The organism is Parabacteroides sp. B2-S-102, assembly GCF_023656665.1.
Taxonomy (GTDB): domain Bacteria; phylum Bacteroidota; class Bacteroidia; order Bacteroidales; family Tannerellaceae; genus Parabacteroides; species Parabacteroides distasonis.
This window is the reverse complement of record NZ_JAMOKM010000012.1, coordinates 17,715-37,163: the sequence shown is the minus strand read 5'-3', so window position 1 is coordinate 37,163 and position 19,449 is coordinate 17,715. Positions and strand designations below refer to the sequence as shown.

The 19,449-nt window shown below is 45.1% G+C and carries 14 protein-coding genes and 1 pseudogene; 8 read left to right on the top strand and 7 right to left on the bottom strand.

Going from position 1 to position 19,449, the window contains the following annotated elements:
- Position 1: 1 nt before the first annotated feature.
- Both lipB and mtgA read right to left on the bottom strand, forming a co-directional pair.
- Complete coding sequence (gene lipB, locus NBH07_RS14860; RefSeq protein ID WP_005855691.1) at positions 2-667, bottom strand: lipoyl(octanoyl) transferase LipB; 666 nt, start codon at positions 665-667, stop codon at positions 2-4.
- A complete protein-coding gene (gene mtgA, locus NBH07_RS14855) occupies positions 613-1,413 on the bottom strand; it encodes a monofunctional biosynthetic peptidoglycan transglycosylase (RefSeq protein ID WP_005865395.1) in 801 nt (266 codons plus the stop codon). The genes lipB and mtgA overlap by 55 nt, the downstream gene beginning before the upstream one ends.
- 140 nt (positions 1,414-1,553) lie before the next feature.
- Here mtgA and NBH07_RS14850 point away from each other — a divergent pair, with 140 nt between their 5' ends.
- Positions 1,554-3,212: an AMP-binding protein gene (locus NBH07_RS14850; protein WP_005855687.1), complete on the top strand. Its 1,659-nt coding sequence runs from the start codon at positions 1,554-1,556 to the stop codon at positions 3,210-3,212.
- 50 nt (positions 3,213-3,262) lie between these two features.
- Here NBH07_RS14850 and NBH07_RS14845 read toward each other — a convergent pair whose 3' ends face one another.
- Positions 3,263-3,772, bottom strand: coding sequence for an RNA polymerase sigma factor (locus NBH07_RS14845; RefSeq protein ID WP_156682585.1), 510 nt, complete (start codon positions 3,770-3,772; stop codon positions 3,263-3,265).
- Positions 3,773-4,037: 265 nt separating this feature from the next.
- On the opposite strand from NBH07_RS14845, the gene NBH07_RS14840 reads away from it, so the two are divergent.
- Positions 4,038-5,417, top strand: a complete 1,380-nt coding sequence (locus tag NBH07_RS14840; protein WP_009017742.1) for an NfeD family protein — start codon at positions 4,038-4,040, stop codon at positions 5,415-5,417.
- Between the two features lie 6 nt (positions 5,418-5,423).
- On the opposite strand, the gene NBH07_RS14835 is transcribed toward NBH07_RS14840, so the two are convergent.
- Positions 5,424-6,059 (bottom strand): AlbA family DNA-binding domain-containing protein, encoded by a 636-nt coding sequence (locus tag NBH07_RS14835; protein ID WP_005855682.1) that lies wholly within the window; start codon positions 6,057-6,059, stop codon positions 5,424-5,426.
- 70 nt (positions 6,060-6,129) lie between these two features.
- Between NBH07_RS14835 and NBH07_RS14830 the strand changes: the two genes are divergently transcribed.
- Both NBH07_RS14830 and kdsB read left to right on the top strand, forming a co-directional pair.
- Entirely contained in the window at positions 6,130-8,400 is a 2,271-nt protein-coding gene (locus NBH07_RS14830; RefSeq protein ID WP_005855680.1) for a monovalent cation:proton antiporter family protein, read from the top strand.
- A 17-nt stretch (positions 8,401-8,417) separates the two neighbouring features.
- A complete protein-coding gene (kdsB, locus tag NBH07_RS14825; protein WP_005855678.1) occupies positions 8,418-9,170 on the top strand; it encodes a 3-deoxy-manno-octulosonate cytidylyltransferase in 753 nt (250 codons plus the stop codon).
- A gap of 16 nt (positions 9,171-9,186) precedes the next feature.
- On the opposite strand, the pseudogene NBH07_RS14820 reads toward kdsB, so the two are convergent.
- From NBH07_RS14820 to pyrG, 3 genes and pseudogenes are all read right to left on the bottom strand, one after another.
- Positions 9,187-10,911, bottom strand: a pseudogene (locus tag NBH07_RS14820) (DUF6057 family protein).
- A 248-nt stretch (positions 10,912-11,159) separates the two neighbouring features.
- Complete coding sequence (gene yidC, locus NBH07_RS14815; protein ID WP_005855674.1) at positions 11,160-13,061, bottom strand: membrane protein insertase YidC; 1,902 nt, start codon at positions 13,059-13,061, stop codon at positions 11,160-11,162.
- Positions 13,062-13,071: 10 nt separating this feature from the next.
- The gene (pyrG, locus tag NBH07_RS14810; protein WP_005855672.1) at positions 13,072-14,679 is read right to left on the bottom strand and encodes a CTP synthase; all 1,608 of its coding nucleotides are present in this window, start codon (positions 14,677-14,679) and stop codon (positions 13,072-13,074) included.
- 417 nt (positions 14,680-15,096) lie between these two features.
- On the opposite strand from pyrG, the gene NBH07_RS14805 reads away from it, so the two are divergent.
- From NBH07_RS14805 to rsxC, 4 genes are all read left to right on the top strand, one after another.
- Positions 15,097-16,641, top strand: coding sequence for a DUF3078 domain-containing protein (locus tag NBH07_RS14805; RefSeq protein WP_250833529.1), 1,545 nt, complete (start codon positions 15,097-15,099; stop codon positions 16,639-16,641).
- Positions 16,642-16,742: 101 nt separating this feature from the next.
- A complete protein-coding gene (locus NBH07_RS14800; protein ID WP_005855668.1) occupies positions 16,743-17,159 on the top strand; it encodes a SoxR reducing system RseC family protein in 417 nt (138 codons plus the stop codon).
- A gap of 9 nt (positions 17,160-17,168) precedes the next feature.
- Positions 17,169-18,101 (top strand): Fe-S cluster domain-containing protein, encoded by a 933-nt coding sequence (locus tag NBH07_RS14795; protein ID WP_005855666.1) that lies wholly within the window; start codon positions 17,169-17,171, stop codon positions 18,099-18,101.
- A gap of 11 nt (positions 18,102-18,112) precedes the next feature.
- A complete protein-coding gene (rsxC, locus tag NBH07_RS14790; protein ID WP_005855665.1) occupies positions 18,113-19,444 on the top strand; it encodes an electron transport complex subunit RsxC in 1,332 nt (443 codons plus the stop codon).
- Positions 19,445-19,449 lie beyond the last annotated feature (5 nt).

Sequence of the window (19,449 nt, the reverse complement as noted above, 5' to 3'; positions counted from 1 at the left end):
ATCAAGCGAAGATTTCCATGAAAATCGATCTCAATTGACTTTTTGCCAACTCAAAGTCTTGGGGTACCCCCAACTCCATAGCCAAGGAGGTAACGCCTTTATCCGTAAAACCACAAGGGTTGATCAATGAAAAGTAACTCAGATCCGTATTTATATTCAAAGCAAAGCCATGCATCGTAACGAACCGGCTGCTTTTCACGCCAATCGCACAGATCTTACGGGCACGCCCCGGTACTTCAGGGTCTAGCCATACACCCGTCGCCCCTTCCAAACGTTCCCCTTTCAAGTCGTAAAGCGATAGGAAACGGATGATCGTCTCTTCCAGCATATGGATGTATTGTTTCAATCCCAGATTCCAATATTCCAGATCAAATACCGGATAACCGGTAATCTGTCCCGGCCCGTGATACGTTATATCCCCCCCTCTGTTTATATGGTAAAACGAGACCCCTCGTTCCCGTAAAGTTTCCTCGGGAATAAGCAAATTAGAGTCCTTGCCACTTTTACCGATCGTCAAGACCGGTAAATGCTCACAAAAGAATAATTGATTATCCTCTTTCTTTCCCGTTGCCTTCGCATCCAATAAGACCTCGAAAGCAGCTGTCTGATATTCTAACGCATCGGCATAAGCGATTCGTCCCAAGTCATGATAACGGAAGCTCTCCATTTCTTTCTTTTTTTAACCTTTCCGGTACCGGGATCAACTTGCCCGGCACCATATCCCATTTCTACTTTTATCAGTTTTCCCATTAAGGAAATTATTTTCGCTTGTCGTTTCAGCATATAAGGTGACGGTTTAGCAGAATTAAACTTCCGGGGATTTGGAAGTGTGGCCGCTATCAAGGCTGCCTCGCTTTTGGTCAATTGGTAGGCATGCTTACCGAAATGAGCCTCCGCTACCGCCTCCGCACCATAGATGCCCTCCCCCATCTCTATCGAGTTCAGATAGACTTCCATAATACGTTCCTTTCCCCATATCCATTCGATCAAGAAGGTAAAATAGACCTCGATACCTTTCCGTAAATAACTTTTCCCCGGCCAAAGAAATACATTCTTAGCGGTCTGCTGGGAAATCGTGCTGGCACCTCTCACCCTTTTACCTTTCTCGGCCTCGGCCCGTGCCTTCTGGATTTGTTCCACATCAAAGCCATTATGCTCCATGAACAGGTTATCCTCCGACGCTATGACCGCTTGAACCAAAGGCTGGGCGATCTTGGATATAGGAACCCACGTATGATCGAGTTTCATTTTCTTCCCATCCTGATGCTGCTCATACATACGAATAAACATCAATGGCGTATAATATACGGGTACAAATTTATATACCACTACCGCCAATATACTGGATACAAACAGGAAGATCAACAGATTCCTGCACCAGATCCATATCCGTTTTACCAGAGGTGCTACCATATTCTTCTATTTGGAGAGACAAAGGTAAAGAATATTTCAGTTTCCGGCGGACTGAAACTCATAATTTACAGAAAAGGCACTATCTTTGGCTTTTGACAACTTTCCACCCTGTCATATGGTTATTTGATAAATAAATTAGTATGGAGAATCGTTTTTTAGGACTCATAGAGAATAGCATCAAGGAGCATTGGGATCTCCCGGCGTTCTCCGATTATAATGGACATACCTTCCATTATAAAGATGTAGCTCGTCGAATCGAGAAATTTCATATTATCCTAGAGCATGCCGGCATTAAAAAGGGGGATAAGGTGGCTTTAGTTGGACGGAACTCCTCCAACTGGGCGATCTGTTTCTTCGGGATCTTGGCTTATGGAGCCGTAGCCGTGCCTATCCTACATGAATTCAAACCGGATAATATACATCATATCGTAAATCATTCCGAGGCAAAGGCAGTCCTTGCCGCTTCCAGCAACTGGGAGAATATGAATGAACGCATGATGCCTGACGTGAAACTGTTCATGATGCTGGATAACTTCTCGATCATTCACAGTAAAAGCAAAGAAGTCCGGGTAGTAAGAGACCGGATCAATGAATATTTCGGTAAAAAGTACCCTCGTTCATTCACGTCGAACGATGTTCGGTATCACGTGGAAAAGCCGGAAGAATTAGCGGTACTTAATTATACTTCCGGAACCACCAGTTTCTCGAAAGGGGTTATGATCCCCTATCGGAGCTTATGGAGTAATACGCAATTCGCTTACGACAATTTACCGTTCATCCATCCGGGTGATAATATCGTATGTATGCTTCCGATGGCCCATATGTACGGATTGGCATTCGAGGTATTGAATTCCGTGAATAAAGGCTGCCATGTACACTTCCTCACACGTACCCCCAGCCCAAAAATCATAGCGGAAGCTTTTACGACGATCAAGCCGGCGCTGATCCTAGCCGTACCTCTGATTATCGAGAAAATCATCAAAAACAAGGTATTCCCTGAACTGGAGAAGCCTTTGATTAAATTGCTCTTGAAAGTCCCCTATATAGACCAGAAAGTACTGGATACCATTTCCGCCAAGTTAACGGCGTCTTTCGGAGGGAACTTCGGGGAGATCGTTATCGGAGGAGCCGCTATCAATAAAGAAGTGGAGACGTTCCTTCATTCCATCCATTTCCGATATACCGTAGGCTACGGGATGACCGAATGTGGCCCGCTAGTCTCCTATGCGCAATGGGATGAGTTTAAGCCCGGTTCCGTAGGACGTATCGTCGACCGTATGGAAGTCCGCATCGATTCAGAGGACCCGGAAAACAAGGTGGGAGAAATATTGGTGAAGGGTATGAACGTGATGCTCGGTTATTACAAGAATCCGGAGGCTACGAAAGCCGTTATGATGCCTGACGGATGGATGCGTACCGGCGATCTGGGAACCCTCGATAAAGATGGATTTTTATATATCCGCGGCCGTAGTAAAACCATGATTCTAGGCCCCAGCGGACAAAATATCTATCCGGAAGAGATCGAGGATCGCTTGAATAATATGCTATATGTAGCGGAATCGCTCATCATCTCCCAAGGAGGTAAACTAGTCGCCCTCATCTATCCCGATTGGGAGCAAGTAGATAAGGCAGGTATACAACATTCCGAAATCGAGAAGTTGATGCAGACCAACATTGACCAAGTAAACGAGGAGATGCCGAATTACAGTAAAATCACCTGTTTCAAGCTGTATCAAGAAGAATTCGAGAAAACACCCAAAAGAAGTATCAAGAGATATTTATACCAACCGGCCGAATAAAAAGAAAGCCGTCTTTTGTTAAAGACGGCTTCTTTTATATAAAGTAAATTTTATCCTTGACGAAAATCTTTTAAAACTTTTTGTAATTCTTGTCGAGCGAAAAAAATACGGCTCTTAACCGTCCCCAGAGGAACATCCAGTTTATCAGCGATCTCATTGTACTTATAGCCACTCAAAAACATAGAGAATGGAACCTTCAACTCATTGTTCAAACCGTTGATCGCTTTCGTGATCTCTTGAATTTGATAAACGCCATCCGGAGAGTCAAAACCTGAATCGTTCACGACATCCAAGTTATATAAGTCGACACCTTGATCTACGACAGTTTGCGTGCGAACGATCTTGTGATAATTGTTAATGAAAATGTTACGCATCACAGTCAAGACCCAGCCCTTAAAATTGATATTGTCTACAAATTTTTCTTGATTGTCTAAAACCTTCAGCGTTGTGTCCTGCATCAGATCTTGGGCATCATCCCTATTCGCTGTAAGCATAAGCGCAAAATTCATCATGTTTTCTTGCATGCTCAATAATTTTTTCTGAAATTGCAACGCATTCATATTTTTACTAGTTAAATAAAGTTTAATACTGTATAAGTATTATCCCTCAAACATTGAAGGATGCAACAAATATATAAATTAAAAATGGAGATATACAGTTCTTTGATAAATATTAATATTAAAAATCGTAACTTAATATTTTTGTTGTAAATCTTACTGAAAATGAGTATTATTTACAAGTTGCACAAGTTACAAAAATCAACATTTACAACAAGCCAGTTACAATTTTCAACCAAATATTAAAAACGAATATAATACAAACAAGATGAAACGTTTATTAACAATATTAACAGCTATAGTATTAATACTTGCAATCTCTCTTCAATCAGAGGCTAAAGAGAAGTCCTTAATATATACGATTGATATAAAAAAAGAGATCGATAACACCACGTGGATTTATCTCCATAACGGATTATCAGAGGCCAAGCAATTGAACGCCGATGCCATCTTATTGCATATGAACACATACGGCGGATTACTGGAATCTGCCGATTCTATGCGAACGGCTATTTTATATAGTCCCATACCGGTATATGTATTTATCGATAATAACGCAGCTTCAGCAGGTGCTTTAATTTCCATAGCATGCAAGAAAATCTATATGCGGAAAGGGGCGAATATAGGTGCGGCAACGGTTGTCAATCAAACGGGTGCGGCTCTACCTGATAAATATCAATCTTATATGCGTTCCATGATCCGTTCGACGGCTGAGGCACAAGGGAAAGATACGCTTATACAAAACGGCGACACGATCTATAAATGGAAAAGAGATCCTTTAATCGCCGAAGCGATGGTCGATGACAGAGTGATCGTCCCCAACCTCATCGATAGCGGTAAGGTATTGACACTTACCTCTCAAGAAGCACTCAAATGGGGTTATTGCGATGGCATCGCCGAGAGTCCGGATCAAGTAATCACAGAATATATCGGATGTAAGGACTATGAGATTAAAAGTTATGAACCCTCATGGTTCGATAATGTAAAAGGTTTCTTTATGAGTCCGGTAATACAGGGCTTATTAATCATTATTATCATCGGTGGTATTTACTTCGAGATGCAAACCCCGGGGCTTGGTTTTCCATCCGCCGCCGCGATAATAGCGGCTATCCTTTACTTCGCTCCTCTCTATATGGACGGGTTGGCTGAAAACTGGGAAATCCTGTTATTCATTCTCGGCGTTATATTAATAATGTTGGAGATATTCGTGATCCCGGGCTTTGGCATAGCGGGGATAAGTGGAATTATTCTCGTGGTCGGCGGACTTACGATGAGCTTACTGAACAATACTGTTTTTGATTTTCAAAACGTATCTGGAATGGATACGGGCAGAGCCGCCTTAACGGTTCTATTAGGTCTGGGTATCGGATTCACGTTAGTGATATGGTTATCCAACAAAATAGGACATAAAGGACCGCTAAAGAAAATGGCATTAAACGCTGATTTGGAAAAAGCGGTATCCAGCCCCAATTTGACACAACTGATCGGAAAAGAGGGCACGGCCGCTACCGTTTTACGTCCTTCGGGTAAAGTATCTATCGAGGGAGAGTTGTATGACGGCGTATCGGAGTCTGGCTTCATCGAGAAAGGGACTCCTATCAAAGTCGTCAGATTCGAGAGCGCGCAAGTCTATGTAATCAACCTATAAACGAGTCTATGCGATCCGTTTATAGGCAATACATTTATCGATCACGACATATTCCATCGCTCCCATAGCCATCAAATCACTTAGGATGTTACGGGCCGCATAATAATTGATATGGGCGATACGGCAAAATTGCTTTATGCTGATATAAGGATGCTCGTCGAGCCAAGAAAACAGGATCTCGACGGGCTTACTTATTTTCAGCAATGTACCTTCTTTGGTTTTCTGCTTCTTCCATGCTTGCATGAGGACTTCGTTCGCTAATATATTCTCGTCTGCAACCCGGATATAGGCCTTGTATTTATCGTCTTTATCCGGTGCCGTATGCGGTTTCTCATCGCTTGGGGCGATATAGACCTCCAATACGGTCTTCCCGTTGACATCCCAGCGCTTAGCTGTAAACGGCACCTCGGGATGCGTATACATTTTAGAAGCAGCCTCGATCATATAATATTCCTCCTCACTTCTCACACCGGAAATAGCGCCGTTATCCTTCACTCCAATCAGCAGCCGCCCGCCATCTGTATTCGCGAACGCACTCAATGTCCGGGCAATCTTCTTGCTGTCGCTCACCTCAAACTTGAAATCAAGTTGTTGATGTTCCCCTTGCTCTATAAGCGCTTCAATCGGATGTTTCTTCTTCATTTTGGCTTCTGTTTTGAGACACAAAATTAAAATAAATACCTAACTTTGGCAATCGAAAAAACAATAAACGATGTCTCAGATACCTGCGCTAATATCAGATCTTGCGGTCATACTCATATCCGCCGGGTTGGTTACCCTGTTATTCAAAAAGTTAAAGCAACCGGTCGTATTGGGGTATATCGTAGCCGGAATACTCGCCGGACCTTCCATCGAGCAAATACCGACAGTTACAGATGTGGAAAGTATCCGTATCTGGGCTGATATAGGCGTTATCTTCCTGTTATTCGCTTTGGGGCTCGATTTCAGTTTCAAGAAGTTGATGAAGGTGGGAGGAACCGCCGTCATTGGAGCCATAACCGTTGTTATAGGTATGATGACAGCGGGATATATCACGGGCTTATCACTGGGTTGGGGACATATGAACAGTCTTTTCCTCGGAGGTATGTTATCGATGTCTTCCACGACGATTATCTTCAAGGCATTCGACGACATGGGATTGCGTAACCAACGATTCGCCGGTGTCGTATTCGGTATCTTGGTGGTGGAGGATCTATTCGCCGTATTATTAATGGTATTACTTTCTACCGTAGCGGTAAGTAAACACGTGGAAGGCATGGAGATGCTGGATAGCGTGGTCAAATTAGGCATTTTCCTTTTATTCTGTTTCGTTGTCGGGATCTATTTGATCCCCTCTTTTCTGAAAAAGGCAAAAAGCTTCCTAAATGAGGAGACTCTGTTGATCGTGAGCATCGGGCTATGCCTTGGTATGGTTATGATCGCCACAAAAGCCGGATTCTCATCGGCTCTCGGAGCTTTTGTCATGGGTTCTATTTTGGCCGAGACCATTGACGCTGAACGGATCGAGCATTTGGTAAAACCCGTAAAAGACTTATTTGGAGCGATTTTCTTCGTGTCTGTAGGCATGTTAATCGATCCTCAGATGCTCTGGGAGTACAAAATCCCGATTTTCATTATCACGCTCGTAGTCATGGCCGGACAGATTTGTTTCGCCAGTTTCGGAGTATTACTGTCCGGACAACCGATAAAAATAGCCATCCAGTCTGGTTTCTCGTTAGCGCAGATCGGAGAATTCGCCTTCATCATCGCAGGTTTGGGACTATCATTAAACGTGACGGATCAATATCTGTATCCGATCGTTGTCGCCGTATCCGTGATCACGACATTCTTCACACCTTATATGATCCGGCTAGCGGAACCTACCTACAAATGGGCGGAGCGGATCATACCGGAGAATTGGAAACAGTTCTTGGAGCGATATTCATCCGGTTCCAATACGATCCGTCAAAAAAGCGCATGGAATAAGTTACTAAAAGCCTTGGTCCGCATCGTCGGTACTTATACCGCCGTCTGCCTAGTACTTATCTTTTTATGGCTACAAATCGTGACTCCGTTCATCTGTAAACATTTGCCCGGCATCCAAGGAAGTCTAATCTCCTTGATCTTAATCCTAGCTCTGATCTCCCCGATGTTGCGGGCGATCATGATGAAAAAGAATCATTCCGTGGAGTTCCAGCAATTATGGAACGATAATAAATATAACCGGGGTCCCCTAGTATCACTCGTGATCCTCAGAATCCTGCTCTGTATCGGTCTCGTCATGCTTCCTGTCGCACGGTTATTGAATGCTGCGCTAGGAATTATGCTGGCGGTCGCCTCCGCTGTTATCGTATTAATGATATTCTCCAAACGGCTAAAGAGGCAGTCGATCTTGATGGAACGGCATTTTTTCAGTAACCTTGTAGCGAGAGAAATGGAGCAAGAGCGAAAAGCCCCGATTAACCAGCGTTTCGCGAACCACTTATTAGAACGAGATCTCCATTTAGCAGATTTCGAGGTGAAGCAGAATTCCCCCAGTATGGGAAAAAGCCTGAAAGAATTAAACTTCAGGCAAAAGTGCAACGTAAATATCGTAACGATTATCCGGGGAGAGAAGCGAATCAACATACCGGGAGGAGACGAGCGGCTCTACCCGTTCGATAAACTGGTAGTAGTTGGCGCAGATGATGATCTGGAGCACTTTAGGAAATATCTGGAGGAACGCTACAAGAAATCATACGCCGAGCAATCGAACACAAGAAAGGAAGAGATGAATATGGAGCAAATCATTATCTCGGAAGGTTCCCGATTGATCGGCCGCTCCATCATAGAGTCCGGTATCCGTGATAAAGCCGCTTGCTTGGTAATCGGTATCGAACGTGGAAGTAGCTCGATCAAGAATCCGCCTCCTAGTACGGTTTTCGAGGAAGGAGATATCGTATGGATCGTAGGCGAACGGGATAAGTTGATCCAGTTAAGCGAAGGAAAAGTAGTAACCAGTTAACAAAATGATATAGAATGATGAAGTTTATAGGAATTATTCCGGCGAGATACGCCTCTACCCGTTTTCCGGGGAAGCCATTAGCGGATATGAACGGAAAGCCCATGATACAACGTGTATATGAGCAAGTAAAGGATGTCTTAGACTCCGTTTGCGTAGCTACCGACGATATCCGGATAGAGAATGCGGTTAAAGCCTTCGGCGGCCAAGTCGTCATGACCTCCGATCAACATCGTAGCGGTACGGATCGTTGCTACGAGGCTTATCAGAAAATAGGCGAAGGGTATGATGTGATTGTCAATATCCAAGGTGACGAGCCTTTTATCCATCCCGAGCAAATCCAGACGATCAAAACCTGCTTCGCCGACGCAAACACGCAAATAGCGACATTGGTAAAGCCTTTCCGTTCGGACGATGATTTCGAGAGTTCCCTATTCAATCCCAATTCCCCGAAAGTCGTACTCAACAAAAACAACGAGGCTATGTATTTCAGTCGATCTATTATTCCTTATATCCGGGGCAAGAAATATACGGAATGGTTGCCGAGTCATACCTTTTACAAACATATCGGGTTATATGCCTATCGTGCGCAAGTGCTGAAAGAAATCACCCAATTACCTCAATCCGCTTTAGAACTGGCGGAAAGCCTTGAGCAATTACGCTGGTTGGAAAACGGATATAAAATCAAGGTCGGCATCACAGAGCAAGAAACGATCGGTATAGATACACCGGAGGACATGGAGAAAGCCTTAGCCTTCCTTGCGAACCGCTGATCACTTACACTATTATTCAATGAATATAGTCAGAGTAGTACCAATAGGTGGAGGAATAACGTTCTCGTAATTCCTCCTTTGCTTTTCTACCCGATTTACAATGGATGTAATCTTGGTAATTCTCGATAACATCTTGAGGTATCTGATAACCGGCCACCTCCTCGTCCGAGCTTTTAGATAAGACTTGTACCAAAGCCTCCTCGTACAAACGGGGTACAACCTCAAATTTTCCTTTATAATAAGTATCGAACGTATTCTTAAAACTATTCAAATTCTCGTTCAGTAAATAATAGCACAACAAATAATCCAATGCCTGTTTATTTTCCGGATATTCCGCCACCAAACTTGACAGTACGCCCGGATAATCGGATATGGACATTAGTATGTCGTGCTCTCGCTCCTAATCACTTTTCCTCGGCAAACGTTTCTCCATCGACAAGGTCTCCTCACCCTTCAACTGTTCCTCCTTCGACCTTGCCCATGAGTGATAAAATAACGTCGCGTCCAATAGGTTCAGGTATTTTCTAGCCTCCTCAATATCCCCTCGCCGCATATCAATCTCCACCAGCCGCTTGATCTGCCGTACGCTTCTTTGTTTAGGGCTGAACAAGATTCCTTCGATCGCCCGGTGACGGGCCATATCCATATCTCCCAATTGATAATACACCTCATTACTGAAAAACACGGGAAGTATAGAAGACCTCAAATCGATCGGCAAGAACAAGGCGTCCGCCCCTCGTTGATAATGATCCATCAAATTCTGGGGCAACTCGTTCTTCTTGGAGAAAGCGATATTCCTATAATAACTTACCAAGATATCGGGAGAATCAAATCCGGCAGACAAATCCAAGACTCGCTCCCAATCACCCCTATAGATCGCTTGGTCTACTGCCAGAACCTTTTCCCGCTTCCGGTTCGTACCCGCTATAACAAATGAAAAGAATCCAAATACGACTAAAAAGGTTATAAGCAAGCTATGCCGGTTCAGACGTATCCTACGTATACCTTTAATCTCCAAAGCGAATATCTCTAGAATCAACGCTAAAGCGGGGAAATATACGCTCAAGCCATCCACATGGGAATATTTATAGGCCTCCTCAATGCTCAATCCATAAAAATGACGCATGAACAACGGATATAAATAACTCGATAACAAAAGAGAAAGCCAGAACCACCACCGTTTCCTATTCTTGGCTCCCTCATAGAATATCACCATCAAGGAGAAGACAAACAGCCGGCTACCGACCATGCTATAAATTATGGGAAGAAGTATAAAAGCCACCCAAACGGACGTTCTCTTATTCTTAATCCGGATGTATCCCAAGAAGAGCCATAGCACGAAAATCAACGTAAGCGTAGACGCTATACTATACGACAACCGGCAAATCAATCCCCACTCTAACGCTACCGGAAACAACGCATATATGGAGACCATATTACCATTCCCGAACTTGCGTAAAACCCGCATAGAGTAGTACCATAAGAGCAACAACACGCACGTCACGATTAACGGGCCTATCACAGTCAAATGGAAGAACTGTATCAAGAAATTCCCCACATAACAGCTCAACCAAGCCGGCTCATCCCAGAACGAAATAAAATAATCGGTGGTATACAAAAAAATCCTCATCTGCTCTTTGAAGAACAAATGGTTTGGGTAAATCCATTGAAAGAAAGCAAAGCATACTACGAAGAATATTCCCGCTATTACCCATTGAAGCGATCGTTCATTTTTTGTCATTGACAAAATCTCTTATTTATAACCTCCCTATTTCCTCAATATAGAAAAAATCAATTTCCTCATCAATCTTTTGAATACAAAACAATGCAAACAAACAAAAAGTTTTGAATAAATACAAATAAACAAATAGAATCATGATCAAGACGTCTTGTTTTTCAAGTAGACGAGCCAAGATATACAAAAAAGTCCCTTTATCTACCAATAAGCAGATAAAGGGACCTTTTTCAAGGACAACAATTACTATTATCCTATCGTTTTTTCTTAGCCTCTTGTTGTTTACGCAACGTCTCCTGCTGTGCTCGTTGAGCCTCTTCCAGACGTTTCATGAAACCGGATTTCTTCATCGGTTTCCGTTTGTTTGCCTCCAACTTAGCTAACAATTTATCCTCATTGATCGTATAGCGGAAGATCAATGTCTGCACGATTGTGATCAACGTAGAGATGAAATAGTAATACGTCAAACCGGAAGCATACTGGTTGAAGAACACCAAGAACATCAACGGCATCATGTACATCATGGCCTTCATGCCCGGCATCTGTTGCTGCCCGGTATTCGTCATCTCCATATTATACTTGGTATAAAAAATATTCGTGATCGTCATCAACAAACAGAACAAACTGATGTGATTTCCGAAATACGGAGTGATGATCGGAATATATTTATTCCAACTAAAGATAGCGTCGTAAGTAGACAAGTCGTGCGCCCAAAGGAAACTCTGGTGACGTAACTCGATCGCCGACGGGAAGAACATGAATAAAGCGATTAAGATCGGCATCTGCAACAACATCGGCAAGCAACCACTCATTGGGCTCGCCCCCGCACGGCTATATAGCTCCATCGTCGCTTTCTGCCGTTCCATAGCCTTATCCTGTCCGGGATACTTAGCGTTGATCTCCTCCACTTGCGGACGCAATACACGCATCTTGGCGGACGACATATAAGACTTATACGTCAACGGGAAAAGGATGATCTTCACGATGATAGTCATCAAAAGAATCAAGATACCATAATTATGGATAAACTTACCCAAGAAGTCGAACAAGGGGATCACGAAATATTGGTTCACCCAGCGGAAGATACCCCAGCCTAGCGGAACCAACTTCTCCAGATCCAGTTGCTGCTCGGCAGAGACTCCCTTATCGAAGGACTTCAACAAGGCGAACTTATTCGGTCCGAAATAAAAGGACAGGTTCGTGGCCTCCTTACCTTGCAAGTCGAAAGGTACGGAAGCGGTCGTCTTGAATTGTTTCAACACATCCCCCTCCGGAATCGCTTTCGAGTCTAAGGTAGTAGCCTCAAAGCCCTCTTGCGAGATCAATACGGTAGAGAAGAACATATCCTTATAACCGATCCATTTCAAGCGGTTCGGGATCTGCTTGCTGTCACTCTTCGACTCGCTCAGGTGTTCCACGTCGTCCGCCATGAACTTGTAGTTCAAGGTCACGTAGCGATCCTCAAACTTACGTCCTTTTTCCTGTTGGCGGATATCCTGCTCCCACAACAAATCCAAGGCATTCGTGCTCGGTGCCAAGACACCGTTCAATCCCGTACCCAGAATCTGGTATTGCACCATATAATCATCCGGTTTCAAGGTATAGGTAAAATCCAGATGACTACCCTCGCCGGTGTTCAAACGCATGATCACGGAATTCGGGTCATTACCTTTAACCGGGGTAAAATACAAATCGCTCGTATTCACGACACGGTTCGTTGCCGTGACCAACGTGAAATTAAAATTAGACTCTTTCTCGTCGAACAAAACGAGAGGCTCGTCATTATACGTATCATACTCCTTCAAGCGTGCGTAACAAATACGTCCGCCCTTATTGCTGATACGCAGCTCGACCACGTCATTTTGCAGGGTCGTGTAATCTTCCGTGCCCACCATAGCGTCGCCGAATACGCCGAAGCTCTGCTGCAAACGTTGCGCCCGTACCGAGTCCGGCAGGTTCTCCAACGAATCCTCCACTAAAGCACTCTTGTTCTCTTGTTTCTGCAACTCCAGTTGCTGAGCATACTCAATCTTCGCGATTGAATCTTGGTAACGGCGCTGTGCCTCCAACTGCTCAGGCGTTGGCCGGTTGAACCAGCTAAACGCGAATAATACGACACCGATCAGCAGAAAACCTATTAATGTGTTTTTATCCATTTATCACCAATTATTTTTTATTTTCGATAGCAGCTTTCACGAAGCTGAGGAAAAGAGGATTCGGATTCACCACGGTACTGTTGTACTCCGGATGATATTGAACGCCCACGAACCATTTCAAGGCGGGGATCTCTACCACCTCTACCAGATTTGTCTCCGGATTCTCACCCGTACACATCATACCGGCGGCCTCGTATTGCTTCTTATACTCGTTGTTGAACTCGAAACGATGGCGATGACGCTCTTGGATATGCTCCTTGCCGTATGCCTCCAATACCTTGGAGCCCTCTTTCAGCATACAGTCGTAAGCGCCCAAACGCATGGAACCTCCCATATTGGTAACGTTCTTCTGCTCCTCCATCAAGTCGATCACCTTATGTGCCGTATTCGGCTCCATCTCCGTAGAGTTGGCATCCGCCAAACCTAACACGTCACGCGCAAACTCGATCACCATGCACTGCATACCCAAGCAGATGCCCAAGCAAGGGACATCATGCTCACGAGCGTATTTGATAGCGGCAAACTTGCCCTCGATACCTCTCTGCCCGAATCCGGGGGCGATCAAGATACCATCCATATCCTTCAATTGCTCGGCGGCGTTCTCGTTATTTAATTTCTCCGAATGGAACAAATGCAAATCCAGTTTATGATGATTGTAAATAGCGGCTTGCAACAAAGACTCGTCGATCGACTTATAAGCGTCTTGCAATTCCACGTATTTACCAACCAAACCGATCTTCACCGTATCCGTAGCCGTGCTCTTCAAGGCAAGGAATTCCTTCCAAGGCTTCAACTCCGGAGTCGGGCCGACTTCCATACCGACCTTACGCAAGACCACCTCGTCCATCTTCTGGCGTTGCAATACCAAAGGAACCTCGTAGATCGTCGGTACGTCGATCGACTGGATCACGGAATCCTCGGCCACGTTACAGAACAACGCCACCTTACGTAACAAGTTCGCGTTCAGCTCATGCTCCGTACGTAAAACCAACACGTCTGGCTGGATGCCTAATTCCTGCAATTGCTTCACGGAATGTTGCGTAGGCTTCGTCTTATACTCTTTCGCCGCGGCGATATAAGGCACGTAAGTAAGATGTACGCAAAGGCAGTTCTTGCCCAGCTCCCATTTCAACTGGCGAACGCTCTCTATGAAAGGCAGAGACTCGATATCACCCACCGTACCACCGATCTCGGTGATCACGAAGTCAAATTTATACTTGCTACCCAATAATTTCACGTTACGCTTGATCTCATCCGTGATATGAGGCACCACCTGCACCGTCTTACCCAGATAATCCCCCTTACGCTCCTTGTTGATCACGCTTTGATAGATACGTCCGGTAGTGATATTATTCGCACGGGTAGTCTGGACATTCAAGAAACGCTCGTAATGGCCCAAGTCCAAGTCAGCCTCATGTCCATCGACGGTCACGTAACATTCCCCATGTTCATAAGGGTTCAACGTACCCGGGTCGATGTTGATGTAAGGATCAAATTTTTGGATAGTAACCTTGTAACCTCTTGCTTGAAGGAGCTTACCTAAAGAAGCGGAAATAATACCCTTACCTAAGGAAGAGACCACGCCGCCTGTAACGAAAATGTACTTTGTATCTGCCACGATAGTAATATTTTAGTTATCTTTTTAATTGCACACCTGCATTTCGAAACCGCAAAGTTAGCGATTTTCATCGAGACATGCCAAATTTAATGTTTTTATTTCTCGCTGAATATCTCCAGAACTGACCCGGGCTTCGGCAGGACTCTTCCGATTCCCGACCCGAAGCCCGGCACTAAAGACAGTACTTCTCATGGAATTACTTCGGTACTACGCAGGAAGTACTGAAGTACTTTGAGCGAAGTATTCCAGTACTTCCAGCGGAGTACTGAGGCAAGTCCGTATAAGCCTCGTTAGACACACCTGCTTTGCCTCAGTGATCGTAACTTTTGCCCAGATAAATATCAAATCGTATGTTATATATCATTCTTTTTAGCTAATTTTGCGACCACTACAACTAATAGATGTAAATAAGGTATTATGATGATGAAGAGGCATGGTGTGTATGCGCTATTATTACTTTCACTAATTGGAGGCTCGGCATACAGTCAAGAGAACCAGCTAGTTACCGGAACGATAGTTCAACGTCCCGCACAGCAAGTCGTATCGGATGATACGATTCCCGCGATCAATCTTAGCGAAGAGGAATTAGACAACATCGTAGACATTCGTAAGCAATTCGAGAAGCAAAACAAGACTTACTCGGAGCCCTTGGCCCCAAGCACGAATTTACTGCGTTTCTTGAAGAAAGACGAGCTGGAAATCTCGGACGAGGCGATGTATTGGGCCCGTCTGGTACGAGACGCCTCCACGATTTTCGATAATACGATGACCTTCCGGGATACCATGATCGTAAACCCTTTGTTCATGCCGATCGTTTTCCGGGGAGATTATTTACCCGAGAACTTGATATTCTACAACTTCGATTCGTTGAAGGAGAGGACTCCCTATGATAACCTATACCGGGCAGATTCCATTTTCAAAGATCTGGAACGAAACAAACAATTCGAGGAGATGGCTTACAAATATGTACAGAACAATTACCCGACTTATTTCCGCTACTCCGAGAGGGATCTGCCCAATGAGGTAATCAAACCTAAATTCATCAAGAAGAATATTTATGAGGACTTGCCGATCAAGGTGGAGGCTGATGCCAATTTTGAGGACGTAGACGCTCCCGCCCGCTTTATCCCGGAGCGGAGATACTGGATATCGGCCTTCGAGAGCGCCATCCAATTCTCCCAGAACTACGTTTCGGAGAACTGGTATAAAGGTGGAAGTAGCAACTTGAACCTGTTCACCAAGAACAATTTAAAATACGACTATAAGAAAGATAAGGTACAAGTAACGAACGAACTGGAATTCAAAGCCAGCGTATATACGGCACCGAAGGATACCTTAAGGAACTATAAGATCGGTGACGACGTATTCCGTATACACAGCAACGTCGGCTACCAAGCGTTCAACAAATGGTACTATACGTTCGACGCTGAGTTCAAGACCCAGTTCTTCACCAACTACCAAGAGAACGAGCGCATCAAACAGGCCGCATTCCTAGCCCCGTTCTCTATCAACTTCGGTCTCGGTATGAAATACGAGCTGGAAAAACAATTTACCGACAAGCATAAGAAGATTAAATTCAGCACCAACTTGGCGCCGATCTCCTATACATATATGTATACGACACAAGAGATCGATTATAGCCGTCACGGTTTCAAGAAAAACGAGGAAACCGGTGAGTTCAATAACAAGCTAAGCCAAATAGGTTCCACGATCCGCGCAGACCTCGCCTTCGATTTCAACCGTAACGTAAGCTGGCAATCCCGTCTTTATTTCTTTACCACTTACGGCGATCATACCATCGGGGAGTTCGAGAATACCTTGGTTCTGGCCATCAGCCGCTTTTTCTCCACACGTATCTATTTTCACCTTAGATACGACGATGGAGTGGAAAAAACAGAGGATAACAAGAGTTATTTCCAGCTTAATGAGTTGTTAAGTTTCGGTTTTAATTACAAATGGTAAGCTAGGATTTAAGATTTCGAATAATAAACTTTGTTAATCGTGACATAGTTTCTAAATTATACTTACTTTTGCCTTGATTTTGCAATGTCGAGATTACAAATATGAGCGAAAGTATAAATCATACAGGATTTGTAGAGAAGATCGATGGCGACACCGTCTTCGTCCGCATTACCCAACAATCCGCATGCTCGGGATGCCACGCACAGTCTATGTGCTCGGCATCCGAGAAAAAGGATAAGATCATTGAGGTACCCGATCGGTCGGGACGGTTTCACGTAAACGAGGTAGTGATAATATGCGGACAAAATTCCATGGGACTTCAGGCCGTATTGCTAGCATTTGTCATTCCTTTGGTGATAGTCGTGGGGGCCATCGTAATCGGGACGAATCTACAATGGGACGAGACCACGAGCGGGTTAACCGGTTTATCGCTTTTACTGCCTTATTACTGTATACTATACTTAATGCGTGACAAACTAAAAAGACGATTTATATTTACTTTGAAAAAACTTAATTGATAATATATCATGATTTTAATTGCCGTTATTTCATTAGGAGCAATCGGGGCGGTCGGAGCGGTTTTCCTCTACGCTGCTTCCAAGAAATTTGAAGTCTACGAAGATCCTCGCATCGCACAAGTACAGGAAGTCCTTCCCGGGGCGAACTGTGGAGGTTGCGGTTATCCGGGTTGCGCCGGATTCGCAGGCGCTTGCGTAAAAGCTGACTCATTAGACGGATTGCTCTGCCCCGTTGGTGGTGGCCCGGTCATGGCCAAGGTCGCTACAATACTGGGTAAAGAGGCGGGTACAGCCGAACCCATGGTAGCCGTTGTCCGTTGCAACGGAACTTGTCAGGCCCGCCCACGTACAAACTCTTATGATGGAACGAAAAGTTGCGCCATCGCCTCTACCCTTTACGGAGGCGAGACGAATTGTTCTTTCGGTTGCCTAGGTTATGGCGACTGCGTGAACGCCTGCGCTTTCGACGCCATCCACATCAACCCGGCTACGGGAATCGCCGAGGTAGACGAGGAAAAATGTACTTCCTGTGGTGCTTGTGTGAAGGCTTGCCCGAAGAATATCATCGAGCTAAGAAAGAAAGGACCTAAATCACGCCGGATTTACGTGTCTTGCGTAAATAAGGACAAGGGAGCCGCCGCTCGCAAGGCTTGTGCCAACGCTTGTATCGGCTGTGGCAAATGTGCCAAGGAATGTCCGTTCGAGGCAATCACCGTAACAAATAACGTAGCTTATATCGATTATACGAAGTGTCGTTTATGCCGCAAATGCGTGGCTGTATGTCCGACAGGAGCTATTCATGAGCTGAATTTCCCTCCTCGCAAGGAAGCCGCTCCCGCTCCGAAAGCGGAGACCGTGAAACCGGCGCCAAAGGCAGAGGCTACCGTGAAACCGGAAGCCACACCGAAAGCTACAAGTGAAGAAAAAACAAATCTAAATTAAAATCTAATAGTATGCTAAGGACATTTCGAATCGGAGGTATACATCCCCCCGAGAATAAACTGTCTGCCGGTAAGAAAATTACGGCTCTCGCTACGCCTAAACAGGTGATTATCCCCCTCAGCCAGCATATCGGTGCCCCAGCGCAGGCCGTGGTGAAGAAAGGGGATCTGGTAAAGGTGGGTACATTGCTAGCCAAGGCGGGTGGTTTCGTATCAGCGAACATCCACTCTTCCGTATCCGGCAAAGTGAACAAGATAGATAACGCTCTCGACGCTAGCGGATACAAACGTCCCGCTATCTATATAGATGTGGAAGGTGATGAATGGGAAGAGACGATCGACCGCAGCGAGACCTTAGTGAAGGAGTGCACGCTGTCTTCCAAGGAAATCGTGGATAAGATCGCCGCTTCCGGTATCGTCGGTCTGGGTGGAGCGACTTTCCCTACGCAGGTGAAATTGATGCCGCCTCCCGGAAACAAGGCAGAGATCGTAATCATCAACGCCGTGGAGTGTGAGCCTTATCTTACTTCCGACCATTCGTTGATGCTGGAGAAAGGCGAGCAAATCCTAGTCGGTGTCACGATCCTAATGAAAGCGGTCAACGTGAACAAGGCCGTGATCGGTATCGAGAATAACAAGCCGGACGCTATCGCCCATCTGCAAAAGTTGGCGGTAAATTATAAAGGTATAGAGATCATGCCGCTTAAGGTACAATATCCGCAAGGAGGCGAGAAACAATTGATCGACGCCGTTATTCGCCGTCAGGTAAAAAGTGGTGCGCTTCCTATCTCGGCGGGTGCCGTGGTACAGAACGTAGGAACTGCTTATGCCGTTTACGAGGCGGTACAAAAGAATAAACCGTTGTTCGAGCGTGTGGTGACGATCACGGGTAAGGCGGTAGCTAATCCTTCCAATTTCTTGGTTCGTATGGGAACACCGATCAGTTGCTTGATCGAGGCCGCAGGTGGCCTGCCCGAGAATACGGGTAAGATTATCGGTGGCGGACCGATGATGGGTAAAGCGTTGATCAGCGCCGAGGTGCCGGTTTGCAAAGGAAGCTCCGGTGTTTTATTACTGACAACGGAGGAATCTGTCCGCAAGCCGATCCGGGATTGCATCCGTTGCGCCAAATGCGTAGGTGTCTGCCCGATGGGATTGAACCCTACCCTATTGATGAACGCCACGGAATTCCAGAATTGGGAATTGGCGGAGAAGAACTATATCACCGACTGTATCGAGTGCGGGTCGTGTAGTTATACCTGTCCGGCCAACCGTCCGTTGCTGGATCAGATCCGGTTGGGTAAAGGAAAAGTTATGGGTATTATCCGGTCTAGAAAGTCATAAAACAA